Here is a 23,061-nt window from a genome sequence, read left to right as displayed (position 1 = left end):
AGCAGGGATAATGGCACGTTATCGTCGCGTTAATATTGACGGTCAGTCTCTGTACAAGACCGAAACCCGCACCACGGCAGCAGATCTTCTCCCTGGCACCGCGGCAACGATCAATTCTTCAGATAAGTTTGCCCAGGCCACCGCACTAACTGGCCGCCTGTACATCATTGATGTTGGCTATCACCAGGGGCTGACTATTACCGAAGCTATTCCGGCGGGAGATTCAGCAGTCGGAAACTATGTCGAAGAAGGCCGCGAGCTGGCTCTGCGCTGCCTTCCCGGAGCGTACAAAAAAGACAGCCCGATCAAGCTTGGCACTGCTGGTCAATTCACCCTGGCGACATCTGACACTGACTCAGTGATCGGCTACAGCCAGGACGAATACACCATCGCTGCAAGTACCACAGATTACATCCGCGTGCGTATGCGCGTTGGTACCGTTGCCGCTGGCGCATAACAAAAGGATAACCAGATATGTATTTTTCCAAAGAGACGCTGGCGACTAACTCCCGTCTGGGTGGTCACTGGAATGAATTGTGGGCTAACCGCAATATGTGGAACACTCACCATAATGCGATGATCGCCGCCAACCGTTCAAATATGACGCCTGAATGGTTGGCGGTGAATGCCGTCGGTGGATTCACTCGCGACTTCTGGGCTGAGATTGACCGCCAGGTGCTTCAGCTTCGCGATCAGGAAGTGGGCATTGAAATCGTCAACGACCTGGCAGGCGTGCAGACCATCCTTTCTGTAGGAAAAACTGCAAAACTGTATAACGTTATCGGCGATATCGCTGATGATGTTTCTGTCAGTATTGATGGTCAGGCTCCGTTCTCCTTCGACCACACCGAGTATGCAAGCGATGGTGACCCGATCCCGGTGTTTACTGCCGGTTACGGCGTTAACTGGCGTCATGCTGCAGGACTCAACACTGTTGGGATTGACCTGGTTCTGGATTCGCAGATGGCGAAGATGCGCAAATTTAATAAGGAACGCGTCAATTACTATCTTAACGGTAATCCGAATATCCAGGTTCAGTCCTACCCAGCGCAAGGTATTAAGAACCACCGCAACACCAAAAAGCTTAATCTTGGCTCTGGTGCCGGCGGTGCGAATATTGACTTAACCACCGCCACCATGACTCAGTTGTTTGAGTTCTTTGGTAAGGGTGCTTTTGGCACGCTGGCACGTGCTAACAAAGTCGCAGCCTATGATGTCATGTGGGTTTCTCCGGAAATCTGGGCTAACTTAGCTCAACCATATGTAGTGAACGGCGTGGTTAGTGGCAACGTGCTTAATGCGGTACTGCCATTTGCTCCGGTTCGCGAAATCCGCCCAACCTTCGCCCTGTCAGGCAATGAGTTCATTGCCTATGTTCGCCGGCAGGATGTTATTTCTCCGCTGGTAGGCATGGCCGTTGGAGTAGTTCCGCTTCCTCGCCCGCTGCCTAACGTTAACTACAACTTCCAGATCATGTCTGCTGAAGGTCTGCAAATCACTGCTGACGATCAGGGGCTGTCTGGCGTTGTCTACGGCGCTAACCTGGCGTAAGGAAACTGCATGGCTAAATACGAAGTAGTACGCCCGTGGAACGGCGTGGCGTTGGGGCAGACTGTTGAGATTGAAAATCTTCATCCGGCTCTAAAGTCAAACGTTCGTCTGATGCGCGGCGAATCGGGTGGAGAACTCACTCCGGCCACTCCTGAAGCTGGAACTGATACAAAATCTCGAAAAGAGATTATCCAGGAGCGTCTGACGGAACTTGGCATTGAGTTTAAAGGCAACCTGGGGGCTGAAAAGCTTGGTGAACTGTTGCCGGATGGCGTACTCGAAAAGCTTTTCCCTGCTGAATAACGGCCGCCGCTAAGGCGGTTTTTTTATGCCCTCTTCGGAGGGCCTTTCAGAGGCTCGCATGATTACCACAGAACAGGCTAAGGAATATCTGGACTCAGTCGGTATCAAGCTGCCTGATTTCATTCTCGCGGCACTGGTTGAACAGGTGAACAGCATTCAGGAGTGTCTGGATGCGCATTACTCACCGGCAACTGCATTACTGATTCAGTCTTATCTGCTGGGGCTTATGGCGCTGGGGCAGGGTGACAAATATATATCCAGCCATACGGCGCCTAGTGGCGCTTCTGAGTCGTTCCGCTATCAGTCATTCGCTGACCGGTGGAAAGGCACACTCAATCTCCTGCGCGGTCTGGACAAATACGGATGCGCGACGTCACTTATTCCTCCCGACCCAACCAACACAGCATTTGCTGGGATCTGGATAGGTCGAGGCGGTTGCATGTGTGGGGATAAGTAATGACGTGGATTTCAGTTCAGCAACGACTTCCGCGGAGGTTCTCCCGGGTGTGGGTGATGACCGATACCGGCCAGCAAACGACGGCATACGTGAAAAGCGACGGGGAGTGGTTCATTAACTGCGCCCGCATACGGGCCACAGGCGCCGCTGTGCTGCGATGGAGGGAATAGGATATGTCATCTGTAGCCAGGTGGTCTTACAACAAGCCGTGCACATTCTGGAAGAGTCTAGGGATTGATGAATATGGCGATCCTTTGGGATATGAACCACCAGTCATCATTATGTGCGATTACATTGGTGGAATGTCCGCGAAACTAGGCCAGATGGGAAAAGAGGTGGTTGTAAAAAATACTTTTTTTACAGCTTTCGCTCTTGCTGAGGAGGGTGATTACATCCTCATCGGTTCCACCACTGAACCTAACCCTTTAAATACCAAAGCCGATGAAATCCGCGCATCTACCCGCTGGAATGACACGCTTTATGGACAGGAAGATGACTGGGCAATCATCACGGGAGTCTGAGCATGGGCGTTAAGATCCGCGGCATCGAACAAGCAAAGCGAAATCTCGACCGTATCATTGGAGATATTCAGGGTAGGAAGGTAGTCAGGGCTATCAAATCAGCCTTGTTAATCGTCGCGCCAGAGGCCGCAAGGATGACACCTGTAGCCGCCACATCTAACCTGATTAACTCGCAGTTTCAGGAAATGATGGTAAATGGCACCCGCATTACTGGAAGAGTGGGGTATTCGGCTAATTACGCGGTATACGTCCATGAAGCTAAAGGAACGCTCAAGGGCAAACCCCGCCCAGCATCACAGGGCGGGGGTAATTACTGGGACCCGGCAGGAGAGCCTCAGTTCCTGAAGAAAGCAGGCGATGAAACGCGTAATGCCGTTGATGCCGCAATCAAAAAGGAGCTAGCCCTGTGAACCCTCCGATGCATAAGCGCGTTCGTAACTTCCTCGTTGATGCCGGCTTAACCTCCGGCTACACCGTTCAGTCACTGACATGGACCGATACCGGAAAACTGGCGGAGCGATTCATCGTATTCCGGCCCAACGGTGGTACGGCAGTAGACCGCGATATGGCTGCTGATTATTACGTCCTGGTCGATGTGATAACTGGTAAATCTGCCGGTGACTATGCCAAATCAGAGGCTGATGTGCAGGCCATCATCGATTATGTGAAGCAGAACCCGATGACGAATCCCTGCCTTGGACAGATATCAAACCTTGGCGGGATACCGTCACCGGTAATGACTGAGGAAGGGCGCATGGTGTGGCGCCTGCAGTTCGCCTGCCTCTTCGGTGGGTAACACCAAATCAAATCACACAAGGTCGCCTGGAGCGGCCTTTTTTATTATCTGAAGTGAGGTAAGCAACGATGCAAGGCTGCTCCAATAACGAACAACTTATCGGTCGCGCGAAGACGCTGGAATTGGCTTACGGCTGTTCTGACCAGATGCCGGCAGAAGGCGACTGGAAACTCATGGGTCTGCCGACTTCTGCAACGTGGGATATGAGCCCGGAGGCGCTGACGTCTGATGCAGACAATGGCGGATTCAGTTCGAACCTGATTGCCAGCCTGGACCCGACCTATTCCATTGAGGGAGAAGTGCGCGTTCAGGACCGTACTGATGAATTCGGCATTCAGCAGTTCGTGAAGTATATCGCCGATGAAGTCCGAGCCCGACGACAGCCTGCGGTATGGATGCGTTTCCATTGGGGCGATTTCTATCACATTGGCTACATGGTTCCGACAGGCGCCAGTGATGGCGGTGGTGTGAAGGAAATCGTGACATACAGCTTTGAGTTCAAACTGGCTGACGGTAACACCTTCCAGATCACCGAAGCTGATGATGGCATTCCGGTAACAGGCGTCACCGTCGCTCCGACTACCAGTACTGTAGCGGCAGGTTCAAGTACCACGTTCACTGTCAATGTAGCTCCGGATGATGCTGACAATAAACTGTTCACTGTTACTTCTTCTGTGCCGTCGCGCGCGACCGTGGCCTTCACCGGTAATACCGTAACTGTCTCTGCCCCGTCTGGTGCAACGGCCGGCACTGCGGTAATCACAGTTAAGACCGTGGATGGCGAATTCACAGCCACTCACACAGTAACCGTCACCGTGTAAGCAAAACAAAGGGCAGGAATCCTGCCCTTGATTTTGTTTATGGGGGAAAGATGACACCAGTTAAAGAGTTTGGCGAATGCCTGATTACTGCCGGAGACAGGGATTATTTCTTCCGGCCGTCACTGCTGGCCATGTCGCGAATTGGCGAACCTGCTGAAATTGTTCAGACGTTCTACGACCTCTGCAATGATGAAGTGACCCCTCTGTTAAGGCGGGCTGCTGAATCCTACATCCACAATGAGTACGACCGGCTGCCTGATTGCGTGTTGCAGTATATTCAGAGCGGTCTATTGAGCCGCAAGTCGATTATGGCTGCCCATACCGTATTGACAGCCTGCTGTGCTGACGATATCGGCGAGTTGATAGGATGGATGAAGCCAGGTAAAGGCAGAAAGCGCAGTTTCGTATGGCGCCAGGGAAGCATGCCACCGCATAACATGGTCATAGTCGCCCAAAGCCTGATGATGCACGGCATTATCGGCAAGGCAAAGGTTAGGAAGCTCCAGCGGCACGAATCCAGCGATACCACATCTGAATTCCGGGCATCAGATTACATCATCGCAGCACGTAACCACTTCGGTATCAGCAAGGAAGAGGCTGGCCAACTGACGATGACCGAGTTTCAGCTAATGCTCATCGCTAAATACCCTGAGCAAAAAGGGTACACCCGCGAAGAGTACGATCACGCAGCTGATGACTACTTTGCGCGCCGTAAGCGCAGACAGGCTAAAGCCAACCAATAAAACAGCCTCGGCATCGCCGGGCTTTTTTATACCCGCAACAAACCTCCCGCGCGTCGCAGCGCATACAAAACCCGAGTCTTTCAGAAAGCTGAGCCTGAGGAACGCCGTATAGGTGCGGACCTTCTCGGGGCGGCGTTTCTGTGCGAACAGGCTCATCTTTCTAAAGGAAATACCGCTATGTCATACCCAACAGTAATTAACGGACTTGATTTTCGTGACCTCATTTTTGTTGCTGACAACGATCCGGTCACAGACTCTTTTATGGTGGCGAAGGCATTTGGAAAGTTGCCTAAAAACGTAATTCGCGACATTGAGCGAACTATCGATGCCTGCCCGCCGGAGTTTGATACAAAACTCAATTTTGAGCTTTGCTATAAAAACAATGAGTTGCAGAACGGTAAGCCGCAGAAGTTCTATCGGCTCCGCAAAGATGGGTTGATGCTTCTGGTTATGTCCTATACCAAGAAAGAGGCGATGCGTATCAAGATCGCCTACATTAACGCCTTCAACTGGATGTACGCGATGCTTCAGGTTGGGCGGCGCCAGTTTGAAGAGGAGCGTAACGCCGTGATGCTGGAGTTCCTGAAAGAGAAGGATGTTGCCAGTATGTCTGGTCGCCTGTTACGCCGGTGGGGGAAAGAGAAGAAACCGCAGTTACTTTCACGCATTGAGCATCTGGACAAGCAAGGTCAGTTGGCATTGCCAGGCTTTCCAGGCGTGCTTACCAGATCATGAAACCCACAGTGCCGTGTTTTTTGAATGGCCCACTCAGGTGGGCTTCTGCTTTATGAATGAATCAGAAATCAGCTAAAATCGACCACAACCAACTCCGTGAAGGGATGCATAATGACAAACCTCCCCTATGAATATTTCCTTGGTGCCGATGATGACCTCGTCGACTTTCTCGAAAAGCAAGGCGAGGAATGCATAAAAGAAATTGAGCAATCAAATGCAATAAACAAAGAGAACGGTTATAAACTGCTCGGCATCCTCATTGTTGGCGTCGGGTCTTCGTTTTTATTGCTGACGCAAAATAACCAACCTTATTTTATGACGTTGGGTATCGGTATTTTCATGTTGTACTGGGCCGCTTGCGCAATTTACCTGGTTTCAGGCGTGCTGTCTGTACAGGTACGCGCGCTACTTAACTCAGCCCCAGCAGACCTTTACACTGAACTTTACAAGTCATTGGAACCAGCGCATTACGAGGAGTTGGCTCAGAAGGGATTTCGGGCAGAGAGAACACCAATTTCAGTTATCCGGCGAATAAGACTGGCTAATCTCCATGATACGGCTGAAGAGTTGTGTGAGATAAATGAGCGCATCAGAACAAGGCTGGATAGAGCGAGGATCGCAACAATCCTCACTCCGGTTTGTGCATTAGCTATTTCTACTGTGGGCTATCTTTTTTTCTGACTTTGTCCGCAGAATTCCCAACAAATCGACGACCTAACGAGAAGTCGGTTGTGGGCCTACCTTCCTGTGGGGGTTGTGTGGTCTGCTGTTGCGGTGGTTGAGTGGTATCTTGCTTTGGTGGTTGATCGCTCATTTTGCCTTCCTATGGTTCGATTTGAGAACATCGAGTGCTTCGTTCTTAAGGTGCATCAGATGCACGCAGAAGAAGCATTAACCTACCCTGGAAGCTCACCGCCGAACATCCTGATAAACGATCAGGTGGTTTTGTCGTATCGCTTCCCCTCTGCTACGATTGCCGCATCATTTACCGAGGGGATAGGGATATGAAACGTATTACGGCAGTGGCATTGCTTTCTCTGGCGTTAACAGGCTGCTATAAGACAGCGCCATCTGAGCAAGAGGCGATCGATACGGCTAAAAAAGAAGTGTTGATGGCAGTCTGCGGCGACAAAACTAACAGTTGCGTAGATGTAAGTGGCGGGAAGGCGCATATCGCCGATCGAAGAAATGATAATGCCAACCAAGTTACTGTCACCTTCAAAACTATAAAAGCTAATGGTGATGCACAGGAATCAAGGGCTGTGAACGTAGATGCAGGAATGGTTGTCTACGACTTCGACGCCAAAACAGGTGAAACGTACATTAAACAGCTTTCACTCTGGTCCGATGATGGGAAACACTCCATTGAACTATGCGGACATGATTATAAGTTTTGTCGAAAGTGAATCATAACTCTCTAAAACCCGCTTCGGCGGGTTTTTTTATGTCCGGAGAATTCTATGGCTGAAAAAGTTGGTGATCTTTACTACGACGTTGATATGGAAACGGCGAAGTTAATTACTGGTAGTAGAAAGGCAGCAGATGTTCTCGGGGAAATGAATAAAAGCGCCAGAAGCGCAAGCGCAGGAGTTGATAAGTTAGAAAACTCCGGACAAAAAGCATCGGCTTCAATGGGGGTTCTTAAGGCCGCTTTATCCGGTGTAGCTAGTGCTATTACAGTCTCGCTAATTATTGATTACGGCAAGGCGTTCCTTGAGGTGGCTGACAATGTAACGCAATTACAGTCAAGAATTGCAAGGCTATCCTCAGGAACGGCCGAGGCTAAAGTTACGTTCTCAGCTTTAGCGCAAATTGCATCTAACACAGGTGCGAGCCTACAGAATACCCAAAATCTTTGGGAGAAGTTGACATCCTCATTAAAAGGAACTGGCGCTACGAATAGCCAAATCCTATTTCTGACAGATACACTTCAAAAAATAGGGCGTGTCGGTGGGAGTTCTGCAGAGGAAATGGCTACAGCTCTGCGTCAATTCGGGCAGTCCATCGACGGTGGGATAGTTAGAGCAGAAGAGTTCAATTCTGTAGTTGAAAGCATGCCAGAACTAGCACGACAGATGGCAGCGGGTCTTGGGTTGTCTATGGGACAACTTCGACAAGCAATGCTTGATGGAAAAATCACAGCCGAGGCCGCCCTTAACGCAATAGCAAAACAATCTGGAGTTGTTAATCAGGAGTTTAATAAGCTACCAAGGACAATGGAGCAGGCCAGCAATAGCCTTACCGTCTCTCTTTCCTTGCTTGTAGGTAAAATGAACGAAGCTACCGGCGCGAGTACAACAATGGTGGCCATCATCGACTCTATAAGCGCGGCCATTGATAGATTGAGTGGACGAACCGAGACGGCAGCGCAAAAAATTGCTGATTTAACATCTACTGCCGAAATGTACAGCAAAAGGGCCAGGACATGGTCATGGCTTGGGCTTGATGGTTGGTCTCAACAGAATAAGGCGCTTTCAGTGCTAAGCACTAAGGCCGCTACCCTTGCAGGAGACCTTAATGCGGTAGGTAAAGCTTCTGAGGATGCCTCAAATTCACAAAAGGGGTTTGGAGGCGTAAACGCAGCTAACCCCAAACAAGACAACCTCATCAAAATATCTGAGCGAAGACTCGCCTTAGCAAAACTGGAGGGAGAGGCGAGGGCACGACTTCAGGCGCAATATGATGCAGCCGATGCAGGAGTAAATGACCCAAAACGAGTAAAGGCCCTGCAGGATGAATACGCCGAAACCTACCGGGTTACAGAGGCGCGGAAGGAAAGCGACAAAGCAGGCAAGCAGTCAGCTTCAACAGCTGAATCTATCGCGCAGAAGCTTGAGCAACTTCGACAGGAATCGGTGCTTGCAGCTGATTCGACAGAGGGGCTAACAAGAGAGCAGCAATTACTCAGGGCTGAGCAATCCCTTGGCGCGCATGCTACGGATGAGCAAAAACGTCAAGCCAGAGAGTATAAGGCAGCCGCCATTGATGCGGCCGCAGCGGCTAGAGGCGTAACCGAAGCGCTCAAGGCCATACCGGAGCAGGCGGAGAATAAATCCTACGCAGAATCCATGCAGAACCTGAAAGCCGCGCTGAACGCCGGGAAGATTGACCTTCAGAAGTACAACGCCGCTACCGAGAAAATGGCGCTGGAGCACCAGAACAACCTCGCCAAAATTAACGCGCAGAAAACGCTAAACCCGATAGCTACGGCCCGCGCCGAAGTTGACCCTGTGCAGCAACTGGTGAACGAGAATAACCAGAAGTTAGCCCTGATGCAGCAGTACCAGCAGCAGGAACAGGCAATACTCCAGCAGAGTTATCAGCAGGGGAAAATCAGTTACGACCAGTTCATCGCTGCCAAATCAGCCACGGATGCTCAGTATCTGGCGCTGAGAACGGCGCAGGAGAATCAATATAACCAACAGATGACAGAGGCCCAATGGCAGCTACTCAGCCAGCAGAGCCTCGGCTACAACATGCTGACAAGTGCAGTGGACGCATTTAGCGGGAATGCCTCAAACGCAATTACTGGACTGCTTACTGGCACAATGTCAGCTCAGGAGGCGATGCGGTCACTCGGGAATACCATCCTGAACAGCGTGATCAATAGCATTGTCCAGGTTGGCGTCGAAGCGCTGAAAAATTACATCCTCGGCCAGACTCTCGGCGCGGCTTCTGTTGCTTCTTCTGTTGGAATGGCGGCAACGACGGCTTCGGCATGGGCGCCTGCTGCTGCACTGGCATCACTCGCAACGTTGGGAGCAAACGCCGCGCCGGCATCTGCAGGCATCACTTCAACTGTAGGGCTTGCGAGCGGTCTTGCTCTGGCGGGCGCACGCTATAATGGCGGGCCGGTATCTGCCGGCGGCCTGTATCAGGTCGGCGAGAAAGGTAAGCCGGAGATTTACCAGGCCAGTACAGGCAAGCAGTACATGATCCCCGGCGATAACGGGAAGGTAATCAGCAATAAGGATATGAATGGCGGCGGCGGGCTGAATGTTCAGGTGGTCATTAACAATCAGGCATCCAACGCTGAGCCACAATATATGGGAGCAACTCAGAGTGACGGCAATTATGTGCTGGAATTCCTGATTTCTGATGCGGAACGTAATGGTCCTTACATCAGTACGCTACAATCGACGCTTGGGTTATCTCGTAAAGCAAATGGAGCATTTTGATGGAAGGTAAAAATGTTGGAAGCATTGCTCTTAAAGAAGGGCAAACTACGAAAATTCTACTTAATCGCATTGCTCGATTTCGTATTGAGATGATCAACGGAACAGTAGTAGAGGGTGATATTCCTGCAAATTCTGAATTTATGGTAACGCCTGTTGGTGGTGATATCGTTAATTTTTCAATTAATTATCACGACATACCTGACAAACCTTTTGCGGTTGATTAACGAATATCCCGCTCCGGCGGGTTTTTTTATGGATATAAATTATGAAATTTTGCGAATTACCAGAGCGGATACAGGAACAGGCGGCAGAGAGGCTTTCTGATGAACTGCAGGGGATTGTTGCGTGGAAGGACGAAGAGAGAACGGAAAAAGCGAAGACGATCGCCAAATCCGTTCGTGAAAGCTTTATTGTATTATGTGCCGATGATTAGCTCTTCTTCTCTTCGTCTTTGAAATGCTCGACAGCTTCATCATAGAGCGACAGCAGTCCAGAAATATTTGATGAGTAAACCGGAACACGTTGAGCCCTAACCAGCTCGATGATTAGTGCGTAGGCTGACTCTTCAGGGGAGTCTTTAGGGTTAATCAAACCAGACATAAAACCTCCTATGTTGTAGTGGTTTTATCAGCCTAACCTGGCTCGGGGATACTTTATATCCTGATATTCGAACAGTGCCGCAGCCGCGGCTTTTTTAACGCCCGGAGGACACGTGGCTACAGTTCAATACCCTCCGTTTCTGCCGCTTCCCCAGCGCGCCGATCAGAACATGACGCAGGATACAGCCTGGCAGACGACGCAGACGGCTGTCGGCCCTGCGATATTTACCCCGATCACCACCGACCTGAAAGCGACCTGGACGCTGCAGTGGATATTCACGCTGGCGCAGGCCGAGCGGTTTAAGTCATGGCTGCGGTCACCGACCTATTGCGACCGTGGGCGCAACTGGTTCCAGATGCCGATCGACCTTGGGGATACACAAGGCGTGCAGCAACAGACGCTTCACTTCGTCAGTATGCCGGTGCAGACCAGCAAAAATGGCAGCGTTGTAACCTGGACGGCGACGGTTATCAGCAACGGTATCGAGGATATGACCGAGGACTACGACGACTGGATTGTCGAAGCGCAGCCGGGTTATGGCTACTGGCTGGATTATCTGGTGACCGAAGTTATGCCGAGGGCCGACTGATGCCGACATTGAGAGAATGGAAGGAGCGGCGGCCGGCCAGTGATATCAAGCAGACTGTGGAGTTTTACCATCCTGCGTTTGGTTATTACCGGGTGGTCAATAACCTGTTCCGCCCGGCGACGTTCGGTGGAAACTCCTTCGAGCCAGCGCGATTCAGTGTGACCGAGCCAGCGCAGGACGGAACGGCAGTTATATCAATGACCATAACGTTTGTCGCCGCGACGGAGCACGTCAGACAGACGCTTAAAAGCTGGCGTGGGGCTGCGCGCATGACGCCGATAAAATGCCTGTATCAGCAGTGGAATGCGATCGGTGACGCATCATCGCTGAAAGACTGGACGCTGTATGTGAACGACATTTCCGCCGACGCTAGCAACGTCACCGTGACCGCCGGAAAAACTAACCCGCTAACGCTGGCCAACTCCATCATTTACACCACGAAAGACTATCCCGGGCTGATCACTGTATGACACAGAGTGAATTTATCGGGCTTGTTAACGGCAAGCCTTGGGCTAACCGCGCCTGCAGTTTTGAGCAGATGGACTGCTGGGGGCTCGTCGTTTTGTATTACCGGCATGTGCTGGGTCTGGAGCTACATCACATCGCCGGCTACGAATCGGGGGCGGATTTCATCACCTGCTACGAACAGGAGCACGCCCACTGGCGGATTGTGCCGGTGGCGGCCACCGGATGCATCGCCGTTTTTTACCGCGGCGACGTGCCGGCGCATATCGGTGTGATGACCAGTCCGGTTAAGTGCCTGCACGCCCGCGGCGAATTTGGTTTCGTACGCTGCGACAGCCCGCTGGCATTACTGAAGGTTTACAGCAAAGTGGAGTACATGGTGCATGGTTCGATATGAATTACAGCGACTTCCCGGCGCGCCGAAGCAGTCAGGAACGGTAGAGCCAGGAACCGCACTAATGAGCCTACTGGATTCTCTGCAACTGCACCGCGATGTGGTCGTTAAACTGAATGGTCGCGCGCTGCCGGACGACTACGATATCGGTCGGCCACTGAGTGCCGGTGATGTCGTAACTGTGTTCGACCAGCCGGAGGGCGGAGTCGGAAAACTGGTCACAACAATATTGCGTCCGGTCTCGAAAATCCTTTCCGGCGCGCTGAAGGTGTTCGGCCTGTCAAATAAGCCGAGCGCTTCGGTATCGGTGGCGACTGGCGAATCCCCAAATAACGACTTAACCGGCCAGACGAACCGCGCGCGACTCTACAAGGGGCGCCCGAACATTTACGGCCAGTGCCGCGTATTTCCCGATCTGATTCAAGAGGCGCTGTTTGAGTTCGTCGACAACAACAAACAGCTTACGGAGTGGTTCGAGGTCGGTTACGGCCGGTACACCATCTCCTCGATCCGCTACTCAGAATCGAATCTCGGCAGCCTTGCGGGAGCCAGTTCTGCGATTTATAACCCGGGTGACGTGATTGGCACGATAGAAGTCGGCTATCAGTTCGATGATGTCGATAACGAGACTGTGCCGGGTCTGAATGAAAGCGAGGATTTTCCGGCTCAGACCGCGACCACAACGGCGCCGACATCGGTGGCGATCGAGAGTAATCAGCTCAAAGCCATCGTCCTGTCAAACGACGATAATTTTGCCTACTTTGCTGCGCTGGCGGTACCGCACCCGGTTACGTTCGTCATCAACGCCACATGGAACGACGGCGGCACAAGCGTTACTCGGAACGTCACCGGCGCCGGGAATATCATCTCATCAGAGAGCTTCATCGGCGAAGATACGCTTTCGTACACGACGTTTTATATCGGCGAACTGTCGGGAGAAATTACGTCGCTGCCGGGTGACGCGGTTATCAACCCGACGCTTTTCACGCTTAATGACCAGACGCCGCTTGTTATCGGACCATCAGTGTCGCCAATCGTCTCGACGCAGGTCTGGGTGCATGTGCTGGTTCAGCTAGGCGCGACTGCCGGCACAACGCAATACCGGATTAAATTCTGGAAGGTTGATGACGATAACAATCAGGTGCCGGGGACGTCTGAGCAGTACGATTATTTCTTCGACAACGATTTCCAGGTGACGACCAGATATTTCCGTACGACGCATAAATTCACCCCGACCGCAGGGGCGGGGCGCTATGCGGTAACCATTGAGCGCCTCGATAACAGCAACGATGCCAACGTCGTAACGCTGATGGCTATTCATGCGGTGAACGTGCGCGAAAACGTCGTTTATCCTGAGGACACTATTGCACGCATCACGATTAAGGGGTCGAACGATAGCAACAGCAACAGAGAGCAGAAGTACAACATGCTGGCGCAGCGCCATACCATCAGCTATGACCGGGCAACCGGCGCGGTCGATTATACGCTGCGGCCGAGTCGGTCGTTTGCCGACGCTATCCTGCATGAGTGGGTTGTCGTAAGTAAGCAGGACGAGGCAAGTATTGATGTCGCGGCTCTGTATGCCATTGCCGATTCGCTGCCAGATGCTCAACTTAGGTATTTCGATTACACCTTTTCTGATGAGAAACAGCCGCTGGGTGAGCGCATAGCGACGATCGCCAATGTGGCCCGCGTTGACGGCAACAACATCGGCGATGTTCTGACGTTCTGGCGTGATGAGAAAGTGACAAATCCCGATGCGGTATTTGCGCGCTCAAACATGTTCTGGGACGAGTACAAAGTCGCATGGCAAATGTCTCTCCCCGGTGGTTATGACGGCGTAGCGCTGGACTACGTTGACCCTCTGACGAACAAGAAGGCTTACGTCTACCTGCAGATCGACAGCAGCGGAATCACTGAGGTTGAAGATGCTACCGTTAACGCGATGCAAATCAGCCTTGACGGTTGTCGCAACTCCGCTCAGGCGACGGACCGGGCCTGGCTCGAAGCGAGAAAGCTCCTCTACTCGCGCCTCACAATGACGGTGAAAGTGCTGGAAGAAACGCAGGTAGTGCGAGGTACGGTGGTTCAGTGTCCGGACATGTACGACAACGCGCAGCAGACCGGATACATCACCGGGCGATCCGGTGACGTGTTCTCGACGTCAGAGCGTATCGATTTCTCATTCGGGGATATGTGGGTGGTGATGACCGACAGTTTGGGGAATTATCACGGTCGCTGGCGAGCCTATCCTGTAAGCGGCAAGCCCAAAGCATTCCAGGCTGCAGCTGATACCTTCGACCTCAACATTTATGACCGCAGCACGGTACAAAACCCCAGCCGGTATTTCATCGCTACTGACTCGGAACTGAACTCCACAATCTGGCGCGTCGATAGCGCCAAACCCAACGGTGACGATACTCAAACCCTCTCACTCACTGAGTATTCAGACTCGATTTATCCGTAACACACAGCAGTAATTACCAACCTTCGCGCACACCATCAGATTTGCTTCTGAGGGCTTCGTGCGCCTTTTATAGGGCGACATGCACAATGGCACAAGTACCACTACCAACCCCGACCGATAATGACGTGCCTAGCACAGATATCAGGGACGCTGTTTACGCCGGTGCTATGCTGGATAAGGTTGTCACCAGCACTGATCTGACGTACACCGATCGTCTCGGCGGCGAGCACTACACCGTAGACGGAATTAAGGCTGAAGGGGATAAGGTCGTTGAGGAAACGCGACAGAATCTCATCCCACTTAGTCGCCAGTATATGACGTTAGCTGATGCTCAGGCGGATATTGCTAATATTCCTGATGGCTCTGCGACATATGTGAGAAGTACTGACGATAGCGCTCTGGCAGATGAATACATCAATAACGGGGGGACGTTAGAGGCTACCGGGCGCAGGATGATTTCAGCTGGATATGTTGACGCGCTGAGGGATTTAGTTACTACCGAACTGGCGAAGATTATGGCTTTCGGTGCTGCTCAGACAACTGATGCTTATCCGGATATTGCTGAACTGATTCTTGATAGTGTAGGGAACGCTGTTTATCGCCGTTACGCTGATGGCACGAGCCAGTTTCCGGCACTGATGATTGGTTCAGGGATTGAACTTGTGCAAATGGCGGGCGGAGGATTTGTCTGCCAGATGCGCGCCACCGGAGAAGAGATATTTAATATTTCGGCATTGGGGAACCTGACACATGGCAGCCAGACAACGTGGTTTGCTGATGATGACAGTGTCAGTGACTATGCTGAAATACATATGGACGGACAGGGGAGAATTTTTCGAAGAGTTCGCACGGATGGTACCGTGGAGCAGGTGGGCGATGACACACCTGATGATGAGGCCTCTGAATTCCCAATGGTTGCTTCAGTTGATGGAAATATCATTGCGGTAGATGGCAGCGATGTAACTCAGATCACGAACGACTCCGGAGTTTCAAATATTGCGCCAGTGGCATATGCGGAATTTTTGCGTTATTTGTCGAATGTCAGCGGCAACTACATCACTTATCGATCCACGTATGACGGGAATTACCGGGCGCGAGAGTCATTGCGCTTTCTTGTTCACCTGATCATAACTGGTCAGTCTCTTGCTGCAGGCGGTTCAACGCAAGCACAAAGCCCTGTAACGACAACAGCGCAGGCGGATTACGGCATACTCTCGTTTGAGACCGGCCCGAAAGTAGATTTTAAGTATGACACGCTGAATGAATCGCTCCTTGAGGCTGTCATCCCATGCCGGGAGAATGCTGGGACGCGGCCTGGACAGGAGTCGCCATCAAGCGGTATGGCGTTTAAAATTCATGATCTCACCGGGCATACGGTTCTGGTTTCCGATGCGTGCTCATCCGGTACTGCAATTGCCGACATTTCATCCGGTTCAGCGACTTTTACCGGTGCAACGAAAATGATTCAGTCAGCTGTAGCCATGGCTGAAAAGCTGGGTATGCAGTATGTTCCCGTAATGGTGCTTATCCACGGCAACCAGAATGCAGCAGCAGGAACATCGATATCCAGTTATCGCACAGCAATGGAGACTCTCCGCGCGCAGTATGAATCAGTCATTAACGCCGCAACAGGCGAAACGCAGTCCCTGCATATGTTTGTCGGCCAGCTATCCAACACGATCCCATATGGTGGCACTGCCGGCACGACCAAAACAAATAACATTGGCATCGCGCAGTACCAGGAGGCCCGTGATAACGCGTTAATCCATCTCGCCAGCGCACAATATGCCCGCCCGTATTCAGACGGGGAGCATCTGACAAGCGCAGGATATCGGACAGAAGGTGAAGTTATTGGCGCGGTGGTTGGTGGGTGGCTGAATGACAGCACAAAATCCTCGCTTGTGCCGATAGAGTCTGGTGTTGTGCAGTCCGGCACCACAATCACTATTCCTGTGGCGGGCTGTGTAGGTAACCTGGTCATTGACACTGAGAGGGTTACCGACCCCGGAAACTATGGTTTTGTCCTGGCTGGGGCCACTATTTCTTCGGTAACCGTCAGCGGCAGCGGAACAGCAGCAAAAATAGTTATCACCAAGACCGATTCTACCGCTGCGACAGCGATATCTTATGCAAGCCAGGGGATTGCGGGACAAAACCCTGGGCCCGTTACTGGTTCGCGGGGGTGCATTCGTGACTCTCAGCCTGGAGCATCACTATCCGGCCTGCCTCTCTATAACGACCTTTGCGTTTTCTCCATCCAGCTTTAAAGGACTGTAAATCATGACTACCCGCTTTTATGTTGATAACGGCGTGACAGCCACGCGTTACCTGGACACTTACCCGTATCCGAACGACATCACCCAACTTCCGGCGCTAATACCGGGAATTATCCTGCAGGCTGATTTTGACGTAAACGACACTGCATCATTAACCCGAAACCGGGTTGGGGCTGCCATGTCCGTTGTTGGCTCTCCTGCTCTGGGTGATTACGGAGTCAGCCTTACTGAGGCTAACCACCTTGATACGAACATCGACATAGCAGCATATAACGGCAGCGATCTGACAATGGTGACAATAGCCGTCCACCCAGGGGTAATTGGTGCTGTTGTGGGCCGGGTGCAAATGAACGCGCCACAGCGTACTCGTGGCACACAAACTACGGCTACAGCGTGGAGAGCTAAATGGTTGACAGCAGCAGGTGCAGCACAACAGGCCGACCTCATCCCGTCTACTGCCGCAACTGATGGCGAAATGGCAGTCAGTCGGTTTGTGCGAGACAACGGTAGCGGATCAATGCTGACTAAGCTTGATCTGCCACGCACATCACAGTCAGCAACTGGTACCGCAGCGACGACTCCTTATGCTGTACCTTCGTCAAACATTCTGCTGGGCGGTTCTGTCGAGGGTGCCACTACTGCCACTATCTTCATGCGGGCATGCCTGATTGTATCCAGGTCAATTACCAATGCGGAGATGGCAACTATTTACACCTGTTACAAAAACTACTATCAGCTGAAAGGTAAAACTATTTAAGGAGGAAGCATGGCAAACTATATTGTCGATTATCAGGCAACTAAAAACGGGCAGGTAATTTACTCAGGAACACTGTCGGTTGAGTCAGAAGGAAATGATGCCGCGATAAAGGAAGCTGTTCTGGCTGAGTTGAATGCGATCAACATTAAGTACGGCGGTGGAATACCTGATGCTGTCACCGTGAACTCATGGTCAGCTGAATAATCAAAATGGTAACCCGGCGGCATCCACTGATAGCCGCTTTCTCTCTTGATCTTCCCTTTCAATAAAACTACTGTATGCATAAACAGTATTTATGGGGGGGGTAGATCATGGGGTTCCCGTCACCGGCTGCGGATTACATTGAAAGTACGTTAACAGTGAATTCACTGTGCAACATCACAGCGAACTCGCGAGTTATCTCAACCGACCGTGGGTATGTTGTTCTGGACTTGTCTCTAAAGGTTAAGCAGGGGAGTATTCTGCTCATACGTTCTGCTGGCGAACTTCAGTTTGCAAAGCTAATGGGTAGATCGTTCATCACGGTAGAGGGGGAGTCGATTGAAGGAGATGCCATGGATGAGGTTGAAGTGCTCGGAGTTGCAACGCACGTGATCAACGATATGAGGCAGGATGATAGCCCTGTGTGAAGGGGCAAAAAATTAGCGCAAATTGGCGATTGGTCAACTTGCGCTAATGCTCTGCATGAGTTCACTAAACTATCTTAAGGCATTGATAAATAGTGAACCATTTTGTAGTGTATTGTCATGTATTGCAGTCTATTAAATGTACAATATTTCTCGTAACCACATGTATATAATGAGTTTTTAACTAAATTCGGCCTCTTTATGCCTGAAAGCGCCCGCTAATGCAATCGGCGAAGCGGAAACTCTTCGCGGAATTAATATCTTGCAACGATTTCATCGTCGCTGAAAAAAACAGGAAGGCGCCTCGCACGCGACACAAAGCACAAAGACTTCTCGCCGACGGCTGATGTACACTGTGCGCCAACGTCAGTGGTTTACACAAGGTGAAAACGTGGAATTAGTTGCTCAATATGGCCTGTTTTTGGCCAAAATCGCGACCATCGTTGTCGCAATTGCGGTTATCGTCGCCATTATTGTTAACCTGACTCAGCGCAAAAAACAGCGCGGCGAGCTGCGGGTAACCAATCTTAGCGAGCAATATAAGGAGATGAAGGAAGAGCTGGCGGTTTCGTTGCTCGATGCGCCGCAGCAGAAGCTGTGGCATAAAGCGCAAAAGAAAAAGCTTAAGCAGGAAGCTAAGGCGTCTAAGGCGCGGGCGAAGCTGGGAACGCCTGAGCCGGACGCCAAACCGCGCGTCTGGGTGATCGATTTTAAAGGCAGCATGGATGCGCATGAAGTCAGCAGTCTGCGCGAAGAGATCACCGCGGTCCTGGCGGCGGCAAAGGCGCGCGATCAGGTGGTCATTCGCCTCGAAAGCCCCGGCGGCGTGGTTCACGGCTATGGTCTTGCCGCTTCACAGCTGCAGCGTCTGCGCGACAAACAGATCCCGCTAACGGTGGCGGTAGATAAAGTCGCGGCCAGCGGCGGTTATATGATGGCCTGCGTGGCGAACAGAATCGTCTGTGCGCCGTTTGCTATCCTTGGCTCTATTGGCGTCGTCGCGCAAATCCCGAACCTTCATCGCTTCCTGAAGAACAAAGATATCGATATCGAGCTGCATACGGCAGGACAGTACAAACGTACCCTGACGATGCTGGGCGAAAATACCGAAGAAGGGCGACAGAAGTTCCGCGAAGACCTCAACGATACCCATCGACTGTTCAAAGATTTTGTTCACCAGATGCGTCCCGAACTCGATATTGAACAGGTAGCCACTGGCGAACACTGGTACGGCGTTCAGGCGCTGGAGAAGGGGCTTGTGGATGCGGTGGAAACCAGCGATGAGCTACTGTTGGGTCTGATGGATAAACACGAGGTGATCGGCGTGCGCTATCAGCAGCGTAAGAAAATGCTCGATCGTTTTACCGGTAGCGCCGCGGAAAGCGCTGATAAACTCCTGCTGCGCTGGTGGCAGCGCGGGCAAAAACCGCTGATGTAATCCAGACAACGCGAGGCTTCGGCCTCGCGTTTTCGTCAGGGTCGGGCAGAAGTGTTAATCCGCCAGGTGATACTTATCAGACAGTTCGTGCGCGAGGTATTTAAACATATTAAATACCGCCGTACTTTTCGCCGTGGGCAGTCCTTGCTCATCAAGATAAAACTCGCCGCTGAACACCAGCACGCCGTTACGCTGCACGACGTCGGTGGCCTCGATCCCGGCTAACGTATCTTCATGTTCGCGAATGAGTTTGTTGGCTTTTTCCAGAAGCGTCTGGCGATCGATGGGTTGGGTTGTACCTTGCATAAATGCCTCCTGTGATTCTTCGCGGGTAGTCTACGCCGCACGACGGCGAGGGGCAAATTTTCCATTGATCTTACAGGGGTAATTGCACGCGCCGAATAAACATCAGTTAGTGGCGGGATTTGCTTTTGCATGCTAATAAAGTTGCGTAACGAATTTTATCAGGTACAGTGTGACGCTTTCAGCGATCTGGCAACAGATTTGCTTGACATTCGGCCAAAAATTATTCGTGCTATGTCGCCTGGCAAGAAAAAGCCAGCAAACTCAGCTATCTGGTTTTATGGATGTGAAACCGGTGCAAAGGGTTGATATCCATCGACAACGACGCAACATAGGTTGTGACGTGTCGCCAGTGGATGGTGAATCAATGTGCGATGTATTCCTGGATGAATCAAATTAGGTAAAGGTGAATATGGGTAAAGCTCTCGTTATCGTTGAGTCCCCGGCAAAAGCCAAAACGATCAATAAGTATCTGGGTAATGACTACGTGGTTAAGTCCAGCGTCGGTCATATCCGCGATTTGCCGACCAGTGGCTCAGCATCTAAAAAGAGCGCCGACTCTACCTCCACCAAAGGGGCTAAAAAGCCTAAGAAGGATGAACGCGGCGCTCTGGTCAACCGTATGGGCGTGGACCCATGGCATGACTGGAATGCGCACTATGAAATACTCCCGGGTAAAGAAAAGGTCGTTTCTGAACTCAAACAGTTGGCGGAAAAAGCCGACCACATCTATCTCGCAACCGACCTTGACCGCGAAGGGGAGGCCATTGCATGGCACCTGCGGGAAGTTATCGGTGGTGATGAACAGCGCTATAGCCGCGTTGTGTTCAACGAGATTACCAAGAATGCTATCCGTCAGGCTTTCGAAAAGCCGGGCGAACTGAATATTGACCGTGTTAACGCTCAGCAGGCGCGTCGCTTTATGGACCGCGTGGTGGGCTATATGGTTTCTCCGCTGCTGTGGAAAAAAATTGCCCGCGGTCTGTCCGCAGGCCGCGTCCAGTCGGTTGCGGTACGTCTGGTGGTCGAGCGCGAGCGCGAAATTAAAGCGTTCGTTCCGGAAGAGTACTGGGAAGTTGACGCCAGCACCACCACCCCAGGCGGCGATGCATTGCCGCTGCAGGTAACGCACAACGGCGATAAGCCGTTCCGTCCGGTAAGCCGTGATGAAACCATGGCGGCCGTCGCGCTGCTTGAAAAAGCCAGCTACAGCGTGCTGGAGCGTGAAGACAAACCGACCAGCAGCAAGCCGGGCGCGCCGTTTATCACTTCCACGCTGCAGCAGGCCGCCAGCACGCGTCTTGGCTTCGGCGTGAAGAAAACCATGATGATGGCCCAGCGACTCTATGAAGCGGGACACATTACCTATATGCGTACCGACTCGACGAACCTGAGCCAGGATGCGCTGAGCATGGTGCGCGGCTACATTGGCGATAACTTCGGCAAGAAGTATCTGCCGGAGAGCGCGAATCAGTACGCCAGCAAAGAAAACTCGCAGGAGGCGCACGAAGCTATTCGTCCTTCCGACGTCAACGTGCTGGCCGAAACCTTAAAAGATATGGAATCTGATGCGCAGAAACTGTATCAGCTGATCTGGCGCCAGTTTGTCGCCTGTCAGATGACTCCTGCGCAGTACGACTCCACCACGTTGACGGTAAAAGCCGGCGATTTCAAACTGAAAGCCCGCGGCCGTACGCTGCGCTTTGACGGTTGGACTAAGGTGATGCCAGCCCTGCGTAAAGGCGATGAAGATCGTACTTTACCGCTGGTCAATAAGGGCGACAGCCTGAGCCTGGTCGAACTGACGCCAGCGCAGCACTTTACCAAGCCGCCGGCGCGTTTTAGCGAAGCCTCGCTGGTTAAAGAGCTCGAAAAACGCGGCATCGGTCGTCCGTCTACCTATGCGTCAATCATTTCGACCATTCAGGATCGCGGCTACGTACGAGTGGAAAACCGCCGTTTCTATGCGGAAAAAATGGGCGAAATCGTCACCGATCGACTGGAAGAGAACTTCCGCGATCTGATGAACTACGACTTCACCGCGCAGATGGAAGACCGTCTTGACCAGGTGGCGAACCATCAGGCCGAGTGGAAGCAGGTGCTCGACAGCTTCTTCGGGGACTTCACTTCGCAGCTGCAAACGGCAGAGAAAGATCCGGAAGAGGGCGGCATGCAGCCGAACCCTATGGTGCTGACCAGCATTGACTGCCCAACCTGCGGGCGCAAGATGGGGATCAGGACCGCCAGCACCGGCGTGTTCCTTGGCTGCTCGGGCTATGCGCTGTCGCCGAAAGAGCGCTGCAAAACCACCATTAACCTGGTGCCGGAAAACGAAGTTCTCAACGTGCTGGAAGGCGATGACGCCGAAACCAATGCACTGCGCGCCAAACGTCGCTGTAAAAAATGCGGCACGGCAATGGACAGCTACCTTATCGATCCGAAGCGCAAGCTGCACGTCTGCGGTAATAACCCGACCTGCGATGGTTACGAGATTGAAGAGGGCGAATTCCGCATCAAGGGCTATGACGGTCCGATCGTTGAGTGTGAGAAATGTGGCTCCGAAATGCACCTGAAAATGGGGCGTTTTGGTAAGTACATGGCCTGCACCAACGACGAGTGTAAAAACACCCGTAAGATCCTGCGTAATGGGGAAGTGGCTCCGCCGAAAGAAGATCCGGTTCCGCTGCCGGAACTGCCGTGCGAGAAGTCAGACGCCTATTTCGTCCTGCGCGATGGCGCGGCGGGCGTATTCCTTGCCGCCAATACTTTCCCGAAATCCCGCGAAACTCGCGCGCCGCTTGTGGAAGAGCTGTTCCGCTTCCGCGATCGTCTGCCTGAGAAGCTGCGCTATCTGGCCGATGCGCCGCAGCAGGATCCGGAAGGCAACAAAACGCTGGTGCGCTTTAGCCGCAAAACTAAACAGCAGTACGTTGCTTCTGAGAAAGAGGGTAAAGCGACCGGCTGGTCAGCCTTCTATATCGACGGTAAATGGACCGAAGCGAAGAAATAACCTCTCCTGAGGGCCGCGTTGCGGCCCTTCA

General features: G+C 52.1%; 27 protein-coding genes. 25 read left to right on the top strand and 2 right to left on the bottom strand.

Annotated elements, in window-relative coordinates:
• The first annotated feature begins 10 nt into the window (after window positions 1–10).
• The 15 genes from ABLV12_RS19975 to ABLV12_RS19905 all read left to right on the top strand — a co-directional run bounded on the left by ABLV12_RS19975 (window position 11) and on the right by ABLV12_RS19905 (window position 10,538).
• Entirely contained in the window at window positions 11–457 is a 447-nt protein-coding gene (locus tag ABLV12_RS19975) for a hypothetical protein (RefSeq protein ID WP_348867259.1), read from the top strand.
• Window positions 458–474: 17 nt separating this feature from the next.
• The gene (locus ABLV12_RS19970; RefSeq protein ID WP_348867258.1) at window positions 475–1,551 is read left to right on the top strand and encodes a major capsid protein; all 1,077 of its coding nucleotides are present in this window, start codon (window positions 475–477) and stop codon (window positions 1,549–1,551) included.
• 9 nt (window positions 1,552–1,560) lie between these two features.
• A complete protein-coding gene (locus ABLV12_RS19965) occupies window positions 1,561–1,854 on the top strand; it encodes a hypothetical protein (RefSeq protein ID WP_348867257.1) in 294 nt (97 codons plus the stop codon).
• Window positions 1,855–1,912: 58 nt separating this feature from the next.
• Complete coding sequence (locus ABLV12_RS19960; RefSeq protein WP_348867256.1) at window positions 1,913–2,311, top strand: hypothetical protein; 399 nt, start codon at window positions 1,913–1,915, stop codon at window positions 2,309–2,311.
• 173 nt (window positions 2,312–2,484) lie between these two features.
• Window positions 2,485–2,832 (top strand): hypothetical protein, encoded by a 348-nt coding sequence (locus ABLV12_RS19955; RefSeq protein WP_142430961.1) that lies wholly within the window; start codon window positions 2,485–2,487, stop codon window positions 2,830–2,832.
• Between the two features lie 2 nt (window positions 2,833–2,834).
• On the top strand, window positions 2,835–3,242 hold the full coding sequence (locus tag ABLV12_RS19950; RefSeq protein ID WP_348867255.1) for an HK97 gp10 family phage protein: 408 nt from the start codon (window positions 2,835–2,837) through the stop codon (window positions 3,240–3,242).
• On the top strand, window positions 3,239–3,628 hold the full coding sequence (locus ABLV12_RS19945; RefSeq protein ID WP_116944738.1) for a hypothetical protein: 390 nt from the start codon (window positions 3,239–3,241) through the stop codon (window positions 3,626–3,628). The genes ABLV12_RS19950 and ABLV12_RS19945 overlap by 4 nt, the downstream gene beginning before the upstream one ends.
• 68 nt (window positions 3,629–3,696) lie before the next feature.
• Window positions 3,697–4,449, top strand: a complete 753-nt coding sequence (locus tag ABLV12_RS19940; RefSeq protein WP_088168800.1) for an Ig-like domain-containing protein — start codon at window positions 3,697–3,699, stop codon at window positions 4,447–4,449.
• Window positions 4,450–4,499: 50 nt separating this feature from the next.
• On the top strand, window positions 4,500–5,192 hold the full coding sequence (locus ABLV12_RS19935) for a DUF6246 family protein (RefSeq protein WP_142475187.1): 693 nt from the start codon (window positions 4,500–4,502) through the stop codon (window positions 5,190–5,192).
• A gap of 177 nt (window positions 5,193–5,369) precedes the next feature.
• Window positions 5,370–5,927: a Rha family transcriptional regulator gene (locus ABLV12_RS19930; RefSeq protein ID WP_348867254.1), complete on the top strand. Its 558-nt coding sequence runs from the start codon at window positions 5,370–5,372 to the stop codon at window positions 5,925–5,927.
• Window positions 5,928–6,038: 111 nt separating this feature from the next.
• Window positions 6,039–6,608: a hypothetical protein gene (locus tag ABLV12_RS19925; RefSeq protein WP_232391389.1), complete on the top strand. Its 570-nt coding sequence runs from the start codon at window positions 6,039–6,041 to the stop codon at window positions 6,606–6,608.
• Window positions 6,609–6,931: 323 nt separating this feature from the next.
• Window positions 6,932–7,333: a hypothetical protein gene (locus ABLV12_RS19920; protein WP_348867253.1), complete on the top strand. Its 402-nt coding sequence runs from the start codon at window positions 6,932–6,934 to the stop codon at window positions 7,331–7,333.
• Between the two features lie 54 nt (window positions 7,334–7,387).
• On the top strand, window positions 7,388–10,105 hold the full coding sequence (locus ABLV12_RS19915; protein ID WP_348867252.1) for a tape measure protein: 2,718 nt from the start codon (window positions 7,388–7,390) through the stop codon (window positions 10,103–10,105).
• A complete protein-coding gene (locus ABLV12_RS19910; protein ID WP_224299579.1) occupies window positions 10,105–10,329 on the top strand; it encodes a hypothetical protein in 225 nt (74 codons plus the stop codon). The genes ABLV12_RS19915 and ABLV12_RS19910 overlap by 1 nt, the downstream gene beginning before the upstream one ends.
• A 41-nt stretch (window positions 10,330–10,370) precedes the next feature.
• A complete protein-coding gene (locus tag ABLV12_RS19905; protein WP_348867251.1) occupies window positions 10,371–10,538 on the top strand; it encodes a hypothetical protein in 168 nt (55 codons plus the stop codon).
• Here ABLV12_RS19905 and ABLV12_RS19900 read toward each other — a convergent pair.
• The gene (locus ABLV12_RS19900) at window positions 10,535–10,705 is read right to left on the bottom strand and encodes an ATP-NAD kinase (protein ID WP_156529854.1); all 171 of its coding nucleotides are present in this window, start codon (window positions 10,703–10,705) and stop codon (window positions 10,535–10,537) included. The two genes, ABLV12_RS19905 and ABLV12_RS19900, sit on opposite strands and share 4 nt — an antisense overlap.
• A gap of 112 nt (window positions 10,706–10,817) precedes the next feature.
• Between ABLV12_RS19900 and ABLV12_RS19895 the strand changes: the two genes are divergently transcribed.
• The 9 genes from ABLV12_RS19895 (at window position 10,818) to sohB (ending at window position 19,717) form a co-directional block, all read left to right on the top strand.
• Window positions 10,818–11,294 (top strand): hypothetical protein, encoded by a 477-nt coding sequence (locus tag ABLV12_RS19895; RefSeq protein ID WP_049101993.1) that lies wholly within the window; start codon window positions 10,818–10,820, stop codon window positions 11,292–11,294.
• Window positions 11,294–11,764 carry a hypothetical protein gene (locus ABLV12_RS19890; RefSeq protein ID WP_032419293.1) on the top strand — a complete coding sequence of 157 codons (471 nt, stop codon included), beginning with the start codon at window positions 11,294–11,296 and terminating at the stop codon, window positions 11,762–11,764. The genes ABLV12_RS19895 and ABLV12_RS19890 overlap by 1 nt, the downstream gene beginning before the upstream one ends.
• Complete coding sequence (locus ABLV12_RS19885; protein WP_133497381.1) at window positions 11,761–12,156, top strand: NlpC/P60 family protein; 396 nt, start codon at window positions 11,761–11,763, stop codon at window positions 12,154–12,156. Before ABLV12_RS19890 ends, ABLV12_RS19885 begins: the two co-directional genes overlap by 4 nt.
• On the top strand, window positions 12,143–14,620 hold the full coding sequence (locus ABLV12_RS19880) for a host specificity factor TipJ family phage tail protein (RefSeq protein WP_348867250.1): 2,478 nt from the start codon (window positions 12,143–12,145) through the stop codon (window positions 14,618–14,620). The genes ABLV12_RS19885 and ABLV12_RS19880 overlap by 14 nt, the downstream gene beginning before the upstream one ends.
• 86 nt (window positions 14,621–14,706) lie before the next feature.
• Window positions 14,707–16,887: a hypothetical protein gene (locus ABLV12_RS19875; protein ID WP_348867249.1), complete on the top strand. Its 2,181-nt coding sequence runs from the start codon at window positions 14,707–14,709 to the stop codon at window positions 16,885–16,887.
• Between the two features lie 13 nt (window positions 16,888–16,900).
• A complete protein-coding gene (locus ABLV12_RS19870; RefSeq protein WP_348867248.1) occupies window positions 16,901–17,653 on the top strand; it encodes a hypothetical protein in 753 nt (250 codons plus the stop codon).
• A 9-nt stretch (window positions 17,654–17,662) separates the two neighbouring features.
• A complete protein-coding gene (locus ABLV12_RS19865) occupies window positions 17,663–17,857 on the top strand; it encodes a hypothetical protein (RefSeq protein WP_087802308.1) in 195 nt (64 codons plus the stop codon).
• A gap of 107 nt (window positions 17,858–17,964) precedes the next feature.
• Window positions 17,965–18,282, top strand: coding sequence for a hypothetical protein (locus tag ABLV12_RS19860; protein WP_302121227.1), 318 nt, complete (start codon window positions 17,965–17,967; stop codon window positions 18,280–18,282).
• 388 nt (window positions 18,283–18,670) lie between these two features.
• Window positions 18,671–19,717: a protease SohB gene (sohB, locus tag ABLV12_RS19855; RefSeq protein ID WP_016808521.1), complete on the top strand. Its 1,047-nt coding sequence runs from the start codon at window positions 18,671–18,673 to the stop codon at window positions 19,715–19,717.
• A 54-nt stretch (window positions 19,718–19,771) separates the two neighbouring features.
• Here the strand turns inward: sohB and ABLV12_RS19850 are convergent, their stop codons facing one another.
• A complete protein-coding gene (locus ABLV12_RS19850) occupies window positions 19,772–20,023 on the bottom strand; it encodes a YciN family protein (RefSeq protein ID WP_004101388.1) in 252 nt (83 codons plus the stop codon).
• 409 nt (window positions 20,024–20,432) lie between these two features.
• On the opposite strand from ABLV12_RS19850, the gene topA reads away from it, so the two are divergent.
• Window positions 20,433–23,030, top strand: a complete 2,598-nt coding sequence (topA, locus tag ABLV12_RS19845) for a type I DNA topoisomerase (RefSeq protein ID WP_004101389.1) — start codon at window positions 20,433–20,435, stop codon at window positions 23,028–23,030.
• Window positions 23,031–23,061 lie beyond the last annotated feature (31 nt).

This window comes from Klebsiella sp. CN_Kp100 (genome assembly GCF_040065315.1).
Classification (GTDB): domain Bacteria; phylum Pseudomonadota; class Gammaproteobacteria; order Enterobacterales; family Enterobacteriaceae; genus Klebsiella; species Klebsiella oxytoca.
The sequence above is the reverse complement of the archived record's forward strand: the minus strand, read 5'-3'. Positions and strand labels throughout refer to the sequence as shown.